The organism is Pelomonas sp. CA6 (assembly GCF_022549225.1).
Lineage (GTDB): Bacteria > Pseudomonadota > Gammaproteobacteria > Burkholderiales > Burkholderiaceae_C > Roseateles.
This window is the reverse complement of the sequence record NZ_JAKZFD010000002.1, coordinates 112,855-128,438: the sequence shown is the minus strand read 5'-3', so window position 1 is coordinate 128,438 and position 15,584 is coordinate 112,855. Positions and strand designations below refer to the sequence as shown.

General features: G+C 73.2%; 15 protein-coding genes. 11 read left to right on the top strand and 4 right to left on the bottom strand.

Features of this window, described 5'->3' with window-relative positions:
- Positions 1–2: 2 nt before the first annotated feature.
- From LZ017_RS04335 to LZ017_RS04325, 3 genes are read right to left on the bottom strand one after another with little or no spacing between them, the layout of a single operon-like run.
- Positions 3–1,142 (bottom strand): acyltransferase family protein, encoded by a 1,140-nt coding sequence (locus LZ017_RS04335; RefSeq protein ID WP_241298844.1) that lies wholly within the window; start codon positions 1,140–1,142, stop codon positions 3–5.
- Positions 1,139–2,473: an MFS transporter gene (locus LZ017_RS04330; RefSeq protein WP_241298843.1), complete on the bottom strand. Its 1,335-nt coding sequence runs from the start codon at positions 2,471–2,473 to the stop codon at positions 1,139–1,141. Before LZ017_RS04330 ends, LZ017_RS04335 begins: the two co-directional genes overlap by 4 nt.
- A 55-nt stretch (positions 2,474–2,528) precedes the next feature.
- Positions 2,529–3,413 carry an N-acetylmuramic acid 6-phosphate etherase gene (locus LZ017_RS04325; RefSeq protein WP_241298842.1) on the bottom strand — a complete coding sequence of 295 codons (885 nt, stop codon included), beginning with the start codon at positions 3,411–3,413 and terminating at the stop codon, positions 2,529–2,531.
- 206 nt (positions 3,414–3,619) lie between these two features.
- Between LZ017_RS04325 and LZ017_RS04320 the strand changes: the two genes are divergently transcribed.
- From LZ017_RS04320 to LZ017_RS04270, 10 genes are all read left to right on the top strand, one after another.
- Positions 3,620–4,759 (top strand): phospholipase A, encoded by a 1,140-nt coding sequence (locus LZ017_RS04320; RefSeq protein ID WP_241298841.1) that lies wholly within the window; start codon positions 3,620–3,622, stop codon positions 4,757–4,759.
- 109 nt (positions 4,760–4,868) lie between these two features.
- A complete protein-coding gene (locus LZ017_RS04315) occupies positions 4,869–5,135 on the top strand; it encodes a hypothetical protein (RefSeq protein WP_241298840.1) in 267 nt (88 codons plus the stop codon).
- A 90-nt stretch (positions 5,136–5,225) separates the two neighbouring features.
- Positions 5,226–6,206, top strand: coding sequence for an ABC transporter permease (locus LZ017_RS04310; RefSeq protein ID WP_241298839.1), 981 nt, complete (start codon positions 5,226–5,228; stop codon positions 6,204–6,206).
- Positions 6,203–8,056, top strand: a complete 1,854-nt coding sequence (locus tag LZ017_RS22325) for a dipeptide/oligopeptide/nickel ABC transporter permease/ATP-binding protein (RefSeq protein WP_374109875.1) — start codon at positions 6,203–6,205, stop codon at positions 8,054–8,056. Before LZ017_RS04310 ends, LZ017_RS22325 begins: the two co-directional genes overlap by 4 nt.
- A 21-nt stretch (positions 8,057–8,077) precedes the next feature.
- Positions 8,078–8,842: an ABC transporter ATP-binding protein gene (locus LZ017_RS04295; RefSeq protein ID WP_374109874.1), complete on the top strand. Its 765-nt coding sequence runs from the start codon at positions 8,078–8,080 to the stop codon at positions 8,840–8,842.
- Positions 8,843–8,850: 8 nt separating this feature from the next.
- Positions 8,851–10,338, top strand: coding sequence for an ABC transporter substrate-binding protein (locus tag LZ017_RS04290; RefSeq protein ID WP_241298838.1), 1,488 nt, complete (start codon positions 8,851–8,853; stop codon positions 10,336–10,338).
- A gap of 129 nt (positions 10,339–10,467) precedes the next feature.
- Positions 10,468–11,016, top strand: a complete 549-nt coding sequence (locus tag LZ017_RS04285) for a PleD family two-component system response regulator (protein WP_241298837.1) — start codon at positions 10,468–10,470, stop codon at positions 11,014–11,016.
- A complete protein-coding gene (locus LZ017_RS04280; RefSeq protein ID WP_241298836.1) occupies positions 11,013–13,412 on the top strand; it encodes a penicillin acylase family protein in 2,400 nt (799 codons plus the stop codon). The genes LZ017_RS04285 and LZ017_RS04280 overlap by 4 nt, the downstream gene beginning before the upstream one ends.
- A gap of 97 nt (positions 13,413–13,509) precedes the next feature.
- Positions 13,510–13,752: a hypothetical protein gene (locus LZ017_RS04275; RefSeq protein ID WP_241298835.1), complete on the top strand. Its 243-nt coding sequence runs from the start codon at positions 13,510–13,512 to the stop codon at positions 13,750–13,752.
- Positions 13,753–13,806: 54 nt separating this feature from the next.
- Complete coding sequence (locus LZ017_RS04270) at positions 13,807–14,208, top strand: VOC family protein (protein WP_241298834.1); 402 nt, start codon at positions 13,807–13,809, stop codon at positions 14,206–14,208.
- 25 nt (positions 14,209–14,233) lie between these two features.
- Here LZ017_RS04270 and LZ017_RS04265 read toward each other — a convergent pair whose 3' ends face one another.
- Positions 14,234–14,881, bottom strand: a complete 648-nt coding sequence (locus LZ017_RS04265; protein ID WP_241298833.1) for a glutathione S-transferase family protein — start codon at positions 14,879–14,881, stop codon at positions 14,234–14,236.
- 144 nt (positions 14,882–15,025) lie between these two features.
- Between LZ017_RS04265 and LZ017_RS04260 the strand changes: the two genes are divergently transcribed.
- Positions 15,026–15,577: a cysteine hydrolase family protein gene (locus tag LZ017_RS04260; protein ID WP_241298832.1), complete on the top strand. Its 552-nt coding sequence runs from the start codon at positions 15,026–15,028 to the stop codon at positions 15,575–15,577.
- The last annotated feature ends 7 nt before the right edge of the window (positions 15,578–15,584 follow it).

Sequence of the window (15,584 nt, the reverse complement as noted above, 5' to 3'; positions counted from 1 at the left end):
GATCAGACCTTCACGAACCAGCCGCGGCGCCACATCGCGCGCGCCAGCAGCCAGAAGCACAGCAGGAAACCCAGCGCGTACAGCAAGGAGGCCAGGCGCGGGTCCAGACCCAGCGACTGTATCGGGTCGACCAGCCCCTGCTTCCAGCTGCGGCCATCGGCCAGCCGTGCAGCGCCCAGCAGCTTGGCCACCAGGCCCGAGACGACGAAGAGGAACAGCGCGTTCATGCCCATCTGCACCAACGGCCGCGCGAGGCGGGCGCAGCGCGCGCGCAGCAGCGGCAGCGGGACCGCGTCGAGCAGCCAGTGGAAGACGGCGAACAGCAGCAGCCCCCAGCCCGTGCTCATGAACACATAGGCCGGTGTCCACAGGCTCTTGTTGATGGGCATGCTCCAGGCGTGCAGCAGCTCGGCGACCCACAGGCAGGCCAGTCCCGCCAGCACCAGCCACATGCTCTTCTCGCCGGGATCGCGCGGCTGCGCCAGCCAGCGCCCGGTCAACAGCCCGGCGATCTGGCTGGCCAGCGCGGGCAGGGTGCTCAGCAGGCCCTCCGGGTCCCAGTTGCGACTCTTGGCCCACAGATGGCCGCCCAGCAGCTGCCGGTCCAGCCAGGCGCCGACGTCCTCGCCCGGCTGCAGCGAGCCCCAGTGCCAGCGCCCCTGCGCGTCCGGCACCGGCACGCACAGCTGCAGCACCGTGTAGCCGACGAGCAGGCCCAGCATCCAGCCCAGCTGGGCGCGCCAGGACGCATACAGCGCCAGCGGCGCTGCCAGCATCGCCAGCAGGCCCAGGCGCTGCAGCACGCCGGGGATGCGCAGATGCGCCCAGTCAAAGCTCGGGATCAGGTTGAGCAGCAGTCCCAGCGCCACCAGCGTCGCGCCGCGGCGCCAGAACTGCAGCAGCAGCGCGCGGCGGTCGTCCAGGGCCTGGCGGCGCCGCGCCAGGCTGAAGCTCATCGAGATGCCGCTGATGAGCACGAAGAAGGGAAAAACCCAGTCGGTGAAAGTCCAGCCATGCCACTCGGCATGGCCCAGCGGCGCATACATCGCCGACCAGCTGCCGGGATTGTTGACCAGCAGCATCGCGGCGATGGTGAAGCCGCGGAAGGCGTCCAGCGACAGCAGCCGCGGCGCGGCCCTCACGCCGCGTCCTCCCGGGCCTGCTTGCGCCCGAAGCCCTCGGGCACGCGGATCAGCGCGGTCACCGCCAGCGAGGGCAGGGTGCACAGCAGGATCCAGGCGAAGAAGTGCAGATAGCCCAGCTGCTGCTGCAGCCAGCCGCTCCACATGCCCGGCAGCATCATGCCCAGCGCCATGAAGCCGGTGCAGATGGCGTAGTGCGCGGTCTTGTAGGGCGATTCGCCGGCCGGCCCGGGCTCGCCCGGACGCAGTCCGGCGCGGCCCTCGGCCACCAGGATCATGTACATCAGATACGCCGTGAACCCCAGCCCGTAGCCGAACTGCTCGACCGCCAGCGCCGCGCTGACCCACCACAGGCTGCCCGGGTGCGCCCAGGCCATCGCGAGAAAGACCACGTTGGGCAGGTGCATGGCCAGCACCAGCGGCCACAGCACCTTCTTCAGCCCCAGGCGCGAGATGATCCAGCCGCCCAGCAGCCCGCCCAGCGTCAGCGCGCTCAGCCCCACCGTGCCATAGGCCAGGCCCACCGCCTTGTTGCTGAGCCCCAGCCCGCCGACCTCCACGCGGTCCATCAGGAAGGGCGTGGCCAGCTTCAGCAGCTGGGCCTCGGGGAAGCGGTACAGCAGCAGGAAGGCCAGGATCACCGCCAGGCCGGGCTGGCGGAAATAGGCCGCGAACACGGCCATGAAGCTGCGCCAGGGGTTGGCCTCGGGCGGCGCCGCATGGTCCTGCGCCGGCCGCGGCAGCCGCCACAGATGGTAGGCGGCGATGAACACGAAAAACGCGCCCAGCGCGGCCAGCACGCCCTGCCAGGCCAGCACCCAGCTGCCGGAGCGTTCCTGCAGCTCGCCGGCCAGCCAGACCAGCCCGCCCTGGCCGCCAATGTTGGCGAGGCGGTAGAAGGTGGAGCGCACGCCGACGAAGGCGGCCTGCTGGTGCTTCTGCAGCGCCAGCAGGTAGAAGCCGTCGGCCGCGATGTCGTGCGACGCGGACGCGAAGGCCATCAGCCAGAACACCGCCAGCGAGAGCTGGAAGAAGCGCGGCGCCGGCAGCGTCAGCGCCACCATGGCCAGCGCCGCGCCGACGACGAACTGCAGCACGACGATCCACAGCCGCTTGGTGCCCAGCATCTCCACCAGCGGCGACCACAGCGGCTTGATCACCCAGGGCAGGTAGAGCCAGCTGGTGTAAAGCGCCATCTCGGCGTTGGAGACCCCCAGGTTCTTGTACATGATGACCGACAGCGTCATCACGACCACATAGGGCAGGCCCTGGGCGAAGTAAAGGGTGGGGACCCAGGCCCAGGGGCCGGGCTTGCGGGAGGGGCTCAGCATGGTCGCAGTGTCGCGGCTTTCGGGCCGGGGCCGTGGCCGGGCGTGGGGCGGCGCGTCAGCCGGCGGCCAGCGCGCGGCGCACGCTGCCGTCCACCGCGTCCAGGCGCGCGCGTGCGCCGTCCGCGTCCAGCTCGCGCAGCAGCATCAGCACCGCCACCTTCACATGGAAGCCGCACTGTTCCAGCGCGGCGCGCGCGGCGGCCTCGTCGGCACCGGAGGCGCGCATGGTCAGCGCGACGGCGCGCCGCACCAGCTTGGCGTTGGTGGCCTTGAGGTCCACCATCAGGTTGCCGTAGACCTTGTTGAGCCGGACCATCAGGCTGCTGGAGAAGCTGTTCAGCGCGATCTTCTGCGCCGTGCCGGCCTTGAGCCGGGTGCTGCCGGAGATCAGCTCGGGGCCGGTGTCCAGCAGGATGGCGTGGTCCGCCGCCGCCAGCACCGGCGCGCCGGGGTTGTTGGCCAGGCCCACGCTCAGCGTGCCGGCGGCGCGGGCGGCGTCCAGCGCGCCCAGCACATAGGGTGTGCCGCCGGACGCGGCCAGTGCCAGCAATACGTCGTCGGGGCCGGGCTCCAGCGCCTGCAGATCGCGCGCGCCCTGTTCGCGGTCGTCCTCCGCGCCTTCGACGGCGACGAACATCGCCGCCTCGCCGCCGGCCAGCCGCGCCACCGCGCGCTCGCGCGGCCACGAGAAGGTGGGGTAGAGCTCCACGCTGTCCAGCACGCCCAGCCGGCCCGAGGTGCCGGCGCCGCTGTACAGCAGCCGCCCGCCGGCGGCGATGCGCGGCAGTGCCGCCTCCACCGCGGCGGCCAGCGCCGGCACGGCCTTCTGCGCCGCGCGCACCGCCTCCAGCTGGTCGGCCACCAGCACCTCCACCAGCTCGGCGCTGTCATAGAGATCCAGGTCCGGGTGCTGGGAGTGGGGCGATTCGGTACGAAGCATGGTCAGGCGATGAACGGAGGTCCGCAAAGGATGGACGACTCTAGGGGGCGCGTCCATGGCCGGCCAATGAAAGCGACGGTCGCATGCATAACCCGTGGTTAATCCGCCGCGTCCGACCCTGGCGGCTTCTGGGCGCTATGCGCGCGGGCGGGGCGGCGCGGGCTGCGGCTACAGTGGCCGCAATCCTTCGGCTTCCGACCCCATCCATGTCTTCTTCCCACGCCCGCGCCCCGACCTGGCGCCACAGCATTCCGGCCCTGGCGCTGGCCGGGCTGCTGCCGGCCGCCCGCGCCCAGGATCCGGTGCTGCTGATGCCCGCGCAGATCAGTGCCTGCACCACCGAGACCGACGACGCCAAGCGCCTGGCCTGCTACGACCAGCTGCACCGGCGCGTGCCCACGCCGGCGCCGCTGCCGGCCGACGCGGCGCTGCCGCCGGCGGTGCGCGGCCTGGCCGAGGCGCGGCGCAGCGATGCGCAGGCCGAAGCCGATCCGGCGCGCGAATCCGGCGAGGCCACGCGCCGCGCCGTGCTCGGCTCCACGCTGGACGAGCGCTGGGAGCTGGAGCCGCGCTACCGGCTCGCCAACTTCCTGCCGCGCCCCTACAAGCCGGTCTACCTGCTGCCCATCACCTGGTCCCCCAAGGTCAACGACAAGCCGTCCTCGCCGTCGCCGGGCCACCAGGTGGACGAGGCGCAGGGCCTGAACCATGCCGAGGCCAAGTTCCAGATCAGCTTCAAGTCGCGCCTGTGGGGCATGGCCGACAACGGTCCGCTGTCGGTCTGGGGCGCGTACACGCAGAGTTCACGCTGGCAGGTCTACAACGCGGCGATCTCGCGGCCCTTCCGCGAGACCAACTATGAGCCCGAGCTGATCGGCGCGCTGCGCACCGACATCGAGCTGCTGGGCTGGCGCGCGCGCCTGGCCAGCCTGAGCCTGAATCACCAGTCCAACGGCCGCGCGCTGCCGCTGTCGCGCAGCTGGAACCGCGTCGTCGCCGAGCTGAACCTGGAGCGCGGCGAAACCGTCGTCACCCTGCGCCCCTGGTGGCGGCTGAAGGAGGGCCTGGACAGCGACGACAACCCCGGCATCGAGGACTATGTGGGCCGCGGCGAGCTGCGCGTGGTGCACAAGCTGGGCCGCAATGTGCTGAGCCTGCAGGCACGCCACAGCCTGCGCGGCGGCGAGCGCTCGCGCGGGTCGCTGCTGCTGGAATGGGCCTTCCCGATCGGCGGCGGGCTGCACGGCTATGCCCAGGTCTTCAGCGGCTATGGCGAAAGCCTGATCGACTACAACTTCCGCCAGACCCGCGTGGGCCTGGGTGTTTCCGTGGTCGAGTGGCGCTGAACGCCGGACGGGGAGGGCGGTGCGGGGCCGGCGTTCTTGCGGCTGGCGCCGGCGCAGGCCCTGTGCCAGACTGGGTTCACCTGCCGTCACGCGGAGCGCCTTTGCAGCCATGGCCGAGTTCTTCAGGAACTGCACGATCTGGGTGGTCGACTATCTCTATGACGGCCGGCCGCGGCGCTGGTTCCGCGCCTTCGCGGCCGACGCGCCGGTGCCCACGCTGATGGCCGACGAGTTGCGCGAGCTCTATGCCGAGCGTGCCCGTCTGGTCGAGGTGCGCCCCGCCACCGAGCAGGAAGAACGCGACTACCTGCACGACGAGCAGCCGCGCAACGCCTATTGCCCGCTGTCCCGCGCGCCCGCGCCGCCGCGGTCCTGACGGCCGGGCCGCCTCTGCGTCGATGGGCGCGCCTCGCCCAAGCCCGCGGCCCGCGCCCGGTGCGGGGCCTGGCCTATCATCGCGCCCGCCATGCCTGAAGCCCTGTCCCGCCTGCTGCGGCGTCTCGTCCTGCTCGTCGCCACGCTGTGCGCGGCTTCGGCGCTGATCTTTGCCGCGCTGGAATGGCTGCCCGGCAACGCGGCCCAGCTGATGCTGGGGGCCGAGGCGACGCCCGAGGCCGTCGCGTCGCTGTCCGCCCAGCTGGGCCTGGACCGGCCCGCGCCGCAGCGCTATCTGGAGTGGGTGGGCGGCCTGCTGCGGGGCGAGATGGGCCTGTCGCATGCCTACGGCGTGCCGGTGGCCGGCATGCTGGCCGAACGCCTGGCGCTGACTCTGCCGTTGGCGCTGCTGGCGATGGCGCTGACCGTGGCGCTGGCGCTGGGCGCCGGCTGGTGGGCGGCGAGCCGCCAGGGGCGCTGGGGCGACCACCTGGTGATGGGGCTGAGCCAGCTGGGCCTGGCCGTGCCCGGCTTCTGGCTGGGCATGCTGCTGACGCTGGGGTTCGCGGTGAAGCTGCAATGGGTGGATGCGGGCGGCTTTCCCGGCTGGACCGCCGACGAGGGCGGGCAGGGCGGCTGGTGGCCGGGCCTGCGCGCGCTGCTGCTGCCGGCGCTGGCGCTGGCGCTGGTGCAGTCGGCGGTGCTGGCGCGCATCTGCCGCTCCGCGCTGCTGGAGGTGGCGCGCGAGGACTTCATGCGCAGCGCCCGGGCGCGCGGACTGTCGGCGCGCGCCGCGCTGTGGCGCCACGGCCTGCGCCACGCGCTGATTCCGCTGCTGACCGTGGGCGGGCTTCAGTTCGCCAACCTGTTGGCCGGCACCATCGTGATCGAGAACGTCTTCGCGCTGCCCGGCGTCGGGCGCCTGATGGGCCAGGCGATCGCCAACCGCGACCTGGTCGTGGTGCGCAACGGCGTGATGCTGATGGTGGCGCTGGTGCTGCTGCTCAACGCGCTGGTGGACCTGCTGCATGCCTGGGCCGACCCACGCCTGCGCACCGGGAGCGCGGCATGACGCGGGCCAGTCTGCGCCTCGGCCTGCTGCTGACCGGCGCGATGGCGGCGCTGGCGCTGGCTTCCCTGGTCTGGACGCCGCATCCGCCGGAGCAGATCGACATGGCGCGACGCCTGCTGCCGCCCGGGGGCGCGCACTGGCTGGGCACCGACCAGCTGGGCCGCGACCTGCTCAGCCGGCTGATGGCCGGTGCGCGCAGCGTCTGGTGGGTGGGCAGCGTCGCCGTGGGCCTGGGCCTGCTGCTGGGCACGCTGCTGGGCCTGCTGGCGGCGGCCTGCCGTGGCGCCGTGGAGCAGGCGGTGCTGCGCGCCTGCGACCTGGGTTTTGCCTTTCCGGCCCTGCTGCTGGCCATCCTGCTGGCCGCCGCGCTGGGGCCGGGCACGGGCATCGCGATGCTGGCGATCGGCCTGCACGCGGTGCCAGGTTTTGCCCGCCTGGTCAACGGCAGCGCCAAGAGCTGGTGGTCGCGCGACTTCGTGCTGGCGGCGCGCGCGGCCGGCCGCGGGCGGCTGGCCATCAGCCTGCAGCATGTGCTGCCGCAGCTGGCGCCGCTGCTGATCGTGCAGGGCACGACGGCCTTCGCGCTGGCCCTGCTCGCCGAGGCCGCGCTGTCCTACCTGGGCCTGGGCAGCCAGCCGCCCGAGGCTTCGCTGGGGCGCATGCTGGCCGAGGCGCAGACCCTGTGGTTCGAGGCGCCGCAGCTGGCGATCTATCCGGGACTGGCGATCACGCTGACCGTGCTGGGCCTGAACCTGCTCGGTGATGGCCTGCGCGATCGGCTCGACCCGCGCGAAAACGGCGTCGCGCCGTCTCGCCCCGCGCCTGCGCCGGCCGTGGCCGCGGCAGAGGGGCTTGGCGCGGCCCTTCCCCCCGCCGGCAACGCGGCGCCAGCGCCGCTGCTGCAGGTGCGCGACCTGCAGGTCTGGCTGCCCGACGCGCGCGCGCCCGGCCGGCTGCTTCACGCGCTGCGCGGGCTGGACTTCACGCTGGACGCCGGCCAGAGCCTTGCGCTGGTGGGCGAATCCGGCAGCGGCAAGACCCTGTGTGCGCTGGCGCTGATGGGCCTGCTGCCCGAGGGCGCGCGCGTGCAGGGTCAGGTCTTGCTGGGCGGCGAGGACTTGCTGGCGCTGGACGAGGCGGCCTGGTGCCGCCGTCGCGGCCGCGAGCTGGCCATGGTGTTCCAGGAACCGCTGACCGCGCTGGATGCCCTGCAGCGCGTGGTCGACCAGGTCGCCGAGCCGCTGCGCCTGCATGGGCTGGCGCCGGGGCCGGCGGCGGCGCGCGAACAGGCGCTCGCGCTGCTCGCGCGAGTCGGGCTGGAGGGGCGGCTGGCGCGCGCCTATCCGCACGAGCTGTCCGGCGGCCAGCGCCAGCGCGCGCTGATCGCCACCGCGCTGGCCGCCGGCCCGCGCCTGCTGATCGCCGACGAACCGACCACTGCGCTGGACCCGCGCCTGCGCGCCCAGGTGCTGGAGCTGCTGATGGCGCTGGTGGCCGAGCGCGACATGGCGCTGCTGCTGATCTCGCACGACCTGGCCCAGGTGGCGCGGCGCCTGCAGCGCGCGGCCATCCTCTATGGCGGGCGGATGATGGAGACCGTGGACCCGGCGGCCGCGCTGCTGCAGGACGCCGCGCGCCATCCCTACACCCGCGCGCTGTGGGCGGCGCGGCCGCGCCTGGGGGCCGGCCGCGACCAGCCGCTGCGCCCGCTGGCCGGCACCGTGCCGGCCCTGGCCGAGCTGGGGGCGGGCTGCCCCTTCGCGCCGCGCTGCCCGCGGGCCCAGCCCCGCTGCGCCGACGAGCCGCCGCCGTGGTCGGACGGCCTGGCGTGCTGGGCCCCGGACCGTTAGAGAACCGAAACCCGTACGCACGTGACGCCTCCGCCTATCCCTCCCGCCTTGCTGGAAGCCCGCGACCTGGGCCGCCGCCACGGCCCCGACTGGGTGCTGCGCGGCGTGGACCTGCGCCTGGCGGCCGGCGAATCGCTGGGCATCGTCGGCGAGTCCGGCGCCGGCAAGAGCACGCTGGCGCGGCTGCTGATGGCGCTGGAGCGGCCCGATGCCGGGTCGGTGCACTGGTCCGGCACGCCGGTGGACGTGCTGCCGGCCGCCGCGCTGCGCCGCCAGCGCGCAGCGATGCAGATGGTCTTCCAGGACCCCTATGGATCGCTGGACCCGCGCTGGCGTGTGGGCCGCAGCCTGGCCGAGCCGCTGTTGCTGCTGCCGGCGCTGGACGCCGCGGCGCGCGCCGCGCGCGTCGCCGAGGTGCTGGCCGACGTGGGCCTGGAGCCGGACGCGGCGCGGCGCTATCCGCACCAGTTCTCTGGCGGCCAGCGCCAGCGCCTGGCCATCGCGCGGGCGCTGGCGACGCGGCCACGCCTCATCGTGGCCGACGAACCGACCTCGGCGCTGGACGTTTCGGTGCAGGCCCAGGTGCTGGAGCTGCTGCGCGCGCTGCAGCGCCGGCTGGGGCTCAGCCTGGTGGTGGTCAGCCACGACCTGGCGGTGGTGGAGCTGCTGTGCGAGCAGACCCTGGTGCTGCGCCGTGGCGAGGTCGTCGAGCAGGGCGCCACCGCCGCGCTGCTGGGCGCCGCCCGCCATCCCTACACGCGCGACCTCGTCGCCGCGCTGGCATGATCCGCGCCATGACGACGGACCGCCGCCAATTCAATTCGCTGCTGCTGGCCACGCTGGCGCTGCCCGGCGCCGCCCAGGCGCAGAACGCCCGCCCGCTGGTGATCGGCATGACGCTGGAGCCGCCGGGCCTGGACCCGACGACCGGCGCGGCCTCGGCCATCGCCGAGATCGTGCTCTACAACGTGCTGGAGCCGCTGACCAAGATCGCGCCCGACGGCCGCGCGCAGCCGCTGCTGGCGCAGCGCTGGAGCGTCAGCGAGGACCAGAAGCGCTGGATCTTTCAGCTGCGCCCGGGGCTGAGGTTCCACAACGGCGCCGTGCTGGACGCGGCGGCGGTGAAGTTCAGCTTCGAGCGCGCCGCCGCCGAGGGCAGCACCAACAAGGACAAGCGCGTCTTCAGCAACATCCAGCGCATCGACACGCCCGACCCGCTGAGCGTGCACCTGCAGCTGAAGAACCCCGAGCCGGAACTGCCCGAGCTGCTGGGCCAGGCCACCGCGGTGATCGTGGAGCCCGGCAGCGCCGCCACCAATGCGCAGAACCCGGTGGGCAGCGGGCCCTACCGGCTGGCGCAGTGGCAGCGCGGCGCCAGCCTGACGCTGGCGGCCTGGCCGCAGTGGCGCGACGCCGCGTCCATCCGCATCGCGCGCGCGCAGTTCCGCTTCATCTCCGAGCCGGCGGCCCAGGTGGCGGCGCTGCTGGCCGGCGACGTGGACCTCTTCCCGCGCGTGGCCGCGGCGCGCAGCCTGGCGCAGTTCAAGAACCAGCCGCGGCGCTTCCAGGTCGTCGTCGCGGCCTCGCGCGCCAAGACCATCCTGGCGATCAACCACCAGCGCGCGCCGCTGGGCGACGTGCGCGTGCGCCGCGCGATCGCGCTGGCGCTGGACCGGCGCGCGCTGATCCAGGCCGCGGCCGACGGCTATGGCGTGCCGCTGGGCGGCTATGTGACGCCGCAGACGCCGGGCTTCGTCGACTGCACCGACCTGCAGCCCCATGACCCGGCGCAGGCGCGCGCGCTGCTGAAGGCGGCCGGCGCCAGCGCGTTGCAGCTCACGCTCAAGCTGCCGCCCGTGCCCTATGCGCGCCAGGGCGGCGAGCTGGTCGCCGCGCAACTGGCCCAGGTGGGGCTGCGCGTGAAGCTGGAGAACATCGAGTGGGCGCAGTGGCTGTCCGGCGTGTATGCCGGCAAGGCCTACGACCTGACGCTGATCTCGCATGTGGAGCCGCACGACTTCGGCAACTTCGCCCGCGCGGGCTACTACTGGGGCTACCAGAGCGCGCAGTTCAACGCGCTGTACGAGCGCATGCAGGCCAGCGCCGATCCGGCGCAGCGGCGCAAGCTCTTCGCCGAGGCGCAGCGCCTGGTGGCGCAGGATGCGGTGGCGGCCTTTCTTTACCAGCCGCAGTGGATCACCGTGGCGCGCGCCGGGCTCCAGGGCCTGTGGAGCGACACGCCGCTGTTCGCCAACGACCTGTCCGCGCTGAGCTGGCGCTGAGCGGGCGCGCTGCGCCCAGCACCCTGCTCAAGTCGGGGGGAGACTGATGCGTGGGCGCCAAGCCGGGGCGAAACCGGAGGGCGCGGCCTGGCCGTGGGTGTTAGCCTCGCTCGTCCGAGGAGCACCGCCGTGCCTATACAACTGCCCGAGTCGCTGGAAACCCTTCTGCTGCCGCTGCTGATCGCGGTGCCGCTGGCCATCGTCGTATGGCTGATCAGTACCCGCCGCGGCGACGCGCTGAACGAAGACGCCGCGCCGCAGCCCGTGCCGCCTCCGCCGCCCCCGGCGCCGCGCCTGCCGGTGCTGGTGGTGGACGATTCCGCGGTGGTGCGCGCCAAGCTGATCCGCCTGTTGCAGACCGAGGGCCACGAGGTGGAGGCGGCTGGCGACGGCCTGCAGGCCATGGACGCGCTGGCCCGGCGCCGCTTCGGCGTGCTGATCACCGACCTGGAAATGCCCAACATGGACGGCTTCGAGCTGATCGCCACGGTGCAGGGCAGCCGCGAGACCGAGGACCTGCCCATCCTCGCCATCACCGGCCACGACGAGCTGCATGCCCGCGTCCACCAGGTCCAGGGCGTCTACGGCCTGTTCAAGAAACCCTGGAACGACCGCGAGCTGCTCAAACGCGTCGAGACCTTGCTGCAGCTGGGCCGGCGGCCGGTGGAGGCGCCATGAGCGCGCTCCGGCGCGTGGCGCTGACGCTGGCCGCGCTGCTGGCGCTGGCCGGCGCGGGCGCCACCTGGCATGTGCAGCGCAAGCTGCCGCAGCGCGAGGGCGAGCTGAGCCTGCCCGGGCTGCAGGCGCCGGTGGAGGTGCGCTGGGACGAGGCGGGCGTGCCCCACCTGCGCGCCGCCAATGAGCTGGACCTCTACCGCGCGCTGGGCTATCTGCATGCGCAGGACCGCCTGTTCCAGATGGAGATGCTGCGCCGCCTGTCACGTGGCGAGCTGGCCGAGATCCTCGGGCCCGACCTGCTCAAGACCGACCGCCTGTTCCGCGCGCTGCGCATCCGCGACCGCGCCGACGAGATGGCGCGCGAGCAGTTCGCCGACCCCGCCCGCCTGGGCCCCGCGCAGCGCGTGCTGCAGGCCTATCTGGACGGCGTCAACGCCTACCAGGACAGCCGTCCCGCGCCGCTGGAATTCGAGCTGCTGGGCATCGCCAAGAGGCCCTTCACGCCGGCCGACACCTTCAGCGTGGCCGGCTACCAGGCCTTCAGCTTCGCGACGGCCTTTCGCAGCGAACCGGCGCTAACCCGGGTGCGCCAGCTGGGCCCGGACTATCTGCGCATCTTCCAGCCCGAGGACACGGCCGCGCCCGGCCATGCCGCGCCCGCGCTGGCGGTGCCGGCATCCGCCGCCGCACTGCCCGAGGACAGGCTGCAGGCGCTGGCCGGGCTGGGCCGGCTCACCGAGGGGCTGCCCGGCGTGCCGCAGTTCGAGGGCAGCAATGCCTGGGCCATCGCCGGCAGCCGCAGCCGCTCGGGCAAGCCGCTGCTGGCGGGCGACCCGCACATCGCTTTTTCCACGCCCGCCGTCTGGTGGGAGGCGCATCTGCAGGCGCCCGGCTTCGAGCTCTATGGCCACCACCTGGCGCTCAACCCCATGGCGCTGCTGGGCCACAACGCCCGCGCGGGCTGGTCGCTGACCATGTTCCAGAACGACGACGTGGACCTGGTCGCCGAACGCGTGAACCCGGCCAACCCCGAGCAGGTCTGGCACCAGGGCCGCTGGGTGACGCTGCAGCGCCAGACCGCGCGCATCAAGGTCAAGGGCCGGCCCGACGAGACCCTGGTGCTGCGCCGCTCGCCGCATGGCCCGCTGATCAACGACGCCATCCCCGGCGACGATGGCCAGACGCCCATCGCGATGTGGTGGGCCATGCTGGAAACCGAGAACCCGGTGCTGGACGGCTTCCATGCGCTGGGCCGCGCCGCCACGCTGGCCGAGGCGCGCGCGGCGGTGGAAAAAATCCATGCGCCCGGGCTCAACATCGTCTGGGCCAGCGCGCAGGGCGACATCGCCTGGTGGGCGGCGGCGAAGCTGCCGCGGCGCGCCGCCGGCGCCGACCCGAGCTTCATCCTCGACGGCGCCGGTGGCGAGGCCGAAAAGACCGGCTTCCTGCCCTTCAGCGCCAATCCGCAGGAAGAGAACCCGGCGCGCGGCTACATCGTTTCCGCCAATCACCAGCCGGCCGGGGCGCCGCCGGGCTATTACAACCTCGGCGACCGCGGCCGGCGCCTGGACCAGCTGCTGTCCACGCCCGGCAAGCGCTGGGACCTGGCGGCGATGCAGGCCCTGCAGCTGGACGTGCAGACGGCCTACGGACCGCGTCTGATCGGTCCGCTGCTGCCGCTGCTGCGCCGGCTCGCGCCCGCGGCCGACCAGCCGCTGGTGCAGCTGCTGGCGCAATGGCAGGGTGACTATCCGCTGGACAGCCGCGCCGCGCCGCTGGCCCAGCAGCTGGCCTACGAGCTGATGCGCGCGGCGATGCGTGACGAGCTGGGCGAGGCCCAGTTCGAGAACCTGCGCCGCGTCCGCGCCATCGACCACGCGCTGCCGCGCCTGATGGCCGATGCCGACTCACCCTGGTGGGACGACCGAGGCACGCCCGAGCGCGAAACGCGCGATCAGATCGTCGCCAAGGCCTGGGCGGCGACGCTGGCACGGCTGCAGCAGGTGGCCGGCGCCGACCGCGGCGCCTGGACCTGGGGTCGGCTGCACCAGCTCACCCACGAGCACGCGCTGGGGCGCAAGGCGCCGCTGGATCGCGTCTTCAACGTCGGGCCCTTCGCCGTGCCCGGTTCGCACGAGATGCCCAACAACATGGCGGCGCGGCTGGACGATGCGCCCTGGCGCGTGGCCTACGGTCCGTCGACGCGCCGCGTGATCGACTTCGCCGACGTCGCCACCGCGCTGGGCAGCAACCCGGTGGGGCAGAGCGGCGTCTGGCCCGACCGCCACTACGCCGACCAGGCGCTGGACCATGCCCAGGGCCGCTACCGCCGCCAATGGTTCGCCGAATCCGATGTCGCGGCCCATGCGCGCAGCACAATGCGGCTGTTGCCCTGACTGACTCGACCATGCTTTCGCCGCGCCGTTTCCGTGTCTTCCCCCAGAGCCCTGGCCCGTCGTCCATGCGGCGCGGGCGCGGCGTCGGGAGCGCCTCGTGATCCCGGGCAAGCACCTGGCCGCGATCGCCTTCGCGGTGGCGATGGGCCTGCTGTCCGTGCTGCTGGCCTGGCTGCTGTTCGGCGGCTTCATGCAATGGCTGGGCGAGCTGGGCCCCGCGGGCCGGCGCCAGGCCCAGCTGGTGCTGGCGCTGGTCGCCCCGCTGGCGCTGGCCGGCGGGCTGTACTGGCGCCGCCGCCTGCGCCGGCGTGCCGCACAGCGGCGCGCGCAGCGGGAATGACGCGCCCGGTGGCGCGATGCGTCGCCCACCACTGAACCCCTGCCGAGGTCTGCCATGCCGCCGCCCTTCGCGACCCTGCGCACCGTCGAAATCCCGGTGTCCGATCTGCAGCGCGCCATTCGCTGGTACGGCGAGGCGCTGGGCTATGCCTGCGGCTGGTCCGATCCGCAGCACGCCCTGCTGGCCCGGGAAGGCGACGCCGCCGCCACGCAACTCCTGCTCGTCCAGACCGACGATCCGACGCGGCTGTCCTTCCGCGCCACGCACAGCGGCATCCTGCATGGGGTGCTGGACTTCGAGACGGACGACCTCGACGCGGCCCATGCCCATCTGGCGCGCCTGATCCCGGGGCTGGCGCCGATCCCGGAGCCCGCCCATGCCTGGGCGCCGCGCGGCTTTGGATTCCTGGACAGCGAAGGCAACCGGCTGGCGCTGTTCTCCTTCCGCCGGCCCTAGGCGCGCCGCGCGGCCCGGCCCCGGCTCAGACCCAGGGCTGCGGCAGCTGCTCCACTGCCAGCACCTGCTGCACCGCCGGCCGCGCCAGCATGCGCTGCAGAAAGCCCGCCAGCTGCGGACGCGCGCGCGCCGGGTGGGCGAAGTTGCGCGTCCAGCGGCACAGCATGAAGGCCATGGCGTCCAGCGCGCTGTAGTGCTCGCAGAGCATCCAGGGGCCGCGGTGGCGGGCGAACTCCGCCTCCAGCAGGTCCAGCAGCGCGCCCACGCGCGCCTCGGCGTGCGCCTTGACCTGGGCGACGCCCGCGGTGTTGCCCTCGTCCACCCAGCGCTCGGGGTAGAAATAGGCGATCAGCGCCGGCTGGACCGAGTTGGTCAGCCAGACCAGCCATTTGTAGGCCTGCGCGCGTGCCGCCGTGCCGAGCGCGGGCAGCAGCTGCGCCCGCGCATGGGTGTCGGCCAGGTGGAGCAGGATGGCGGCCGTCTCGTAGAGCACCAGCTCGCCGTCGACCAGCACCGGGATCAGGCCATTGGGATTGAGCCGCAGGTAGTCGGGAGACTTGTGCTGGCCGCGGTCGCGGTCGACCAGGAGCAGCTCGAAGGGGATCTCCAGTTCGCGCAGCAGGATGTGCGGCGCCATGCTGGCGTTGCTGGGGTGGTAGTGGAGCTGGATCATGGCCGGCGGGATCGGAAGAGGCACAAGCGCCCATCATCGCAGCGGGCGCCAGGCGCCGCGCGCCCGGCATGTCCGATGGCGGGCGCCGGGGGTTTGGGCTACAAGAGCCCCATCGTCACGTTCAGCCCCATGGAAAGGCCCGCCATGTTCCGCGCCACCGCCCTGCTCGTCATCGACGCCCAGCAAGCCCTGACCCGCGGCCGCTACGCCACCTGGGAGGCCGGCGCGGTGGTCGCGCGCATCCGCGCGCTGGCCGAGCGCGCGCGGGCCGTCGGCGCGCCGGTGATCTTCGTGCAGCACGAGTCCGCCGAACCGGGGGACCTGCTCGAACGTGGCAGCGAGGGCTGGCAGCTGGACGCCGATCTGCAGGCGCAGGCACAGGACTGGCGCGTCGCCAAGCGCAGCAGCGACGCCTTCCACCAGACCGACCTGGCGTCCCGGCTGCGCGCCGCGGGCGTGCGGCGCCTGGTGGTCTGCGGCATGCAGAGCGAGTTCTGCGTGGACAGCACGGTGCGTCAGGCCCTGGTGCAGGGCTTCGACGTGCTGCTGGTGCAGGACGCGCACACCACGCTGGACTCCGAGGCGCTCAGCGCGGCGCAGATCCGCGCGCACGAGAACGCCACGCTGCCCGGGCTGGACAGCTATGCCGCGCGGGTGAGCCTGAGCCCGGCCGACGCGGTGTCGTTCGACGCCTGACGGGCGC

Excerpts from the sequence above, each read along its gene's own strand:
- LZ017_RS04330 (WP_241298843.1), bottom strand. The coding sequence starts at position 2,473 with ATGCTGAGCCCCTCCCGCAAGCCCGGCCCCTGGGCCTGGGTCCCCACC.
- LZ017_RS04325 (WP_241298842.1), bottom strand. The coding sequence starts at position 3,413 with ATGCTTCGTACCGAATCGCCCCACTCCCAGCACCCGGACCTGGATCTC.
- LZ017_RS04320 (WP_241298841.1), top strand. The coding sequence starts at position 3,620 with ATGTCTTCTTCCCACGCCCGCGCCCCGACCTGGCGCCACAGCATTCCG.
- LZ017_RS04315 (WP_241298840.1), top strand. The coding sequence starts at position 4,869 with ATGGCCGAGTTCTTCAGGAACTGCACGATCTGGGTGGTCGACTATCTC.
- LZ017_RS04310 (WP_241298839.1), top strand. The coding sequence starts at position 5,226 with ATGCCTGAAGCCCTGTCCCGCCTGCTGCGGCGTCTCGTCCTGCTCGTC.
- LZ017_RS22325 (WP_374109875.1), top strand. The coding sequence starts at position 6,203 with ATGACGCGGGCCAGTCTGCGCCTCGGCCTGCTGCTGACCGGCGCGATG.
- LZ017_RS04290 (WP_241298838.1), top strand. The coding sequence starts at position 8,851 with ATGACGACGGACCGCCGCCAATTCAATTCGCTGCTGCTGGCCACGCTG.
- LZ017_RS04280 (WP_241298836.1), top strand. The coding sequence starts at position 11,013 with ATGAGCGCGCTCCGGCGCGTGGCGCTGACGCTGGCCGCGCTGCTGGCG.
- LZ017_RS04270 (WP_241298834.1), top strand. The coding sequence starts at position 13,807 with ATGCCGCCGCCCTTCGCGACCCTGCGCACCGTCGAAATCCCGGTGTCC.
- LZ017_RS04265 (WP_241298833.1), bottom strand. The coding sequence starts at position 14,881 with ATGATCCAGCTCCACTACCACCCCAGCAACGCCAGCATGGCGCCGCAC.
- LZ017_RS04260 (WP_241298832.1), top strand. The coding sequence starts at position 15,026 with ATGTTCCGCGCCACCGCCCTGCTCGTCATCGACGCCCAGCAAGCCCTG.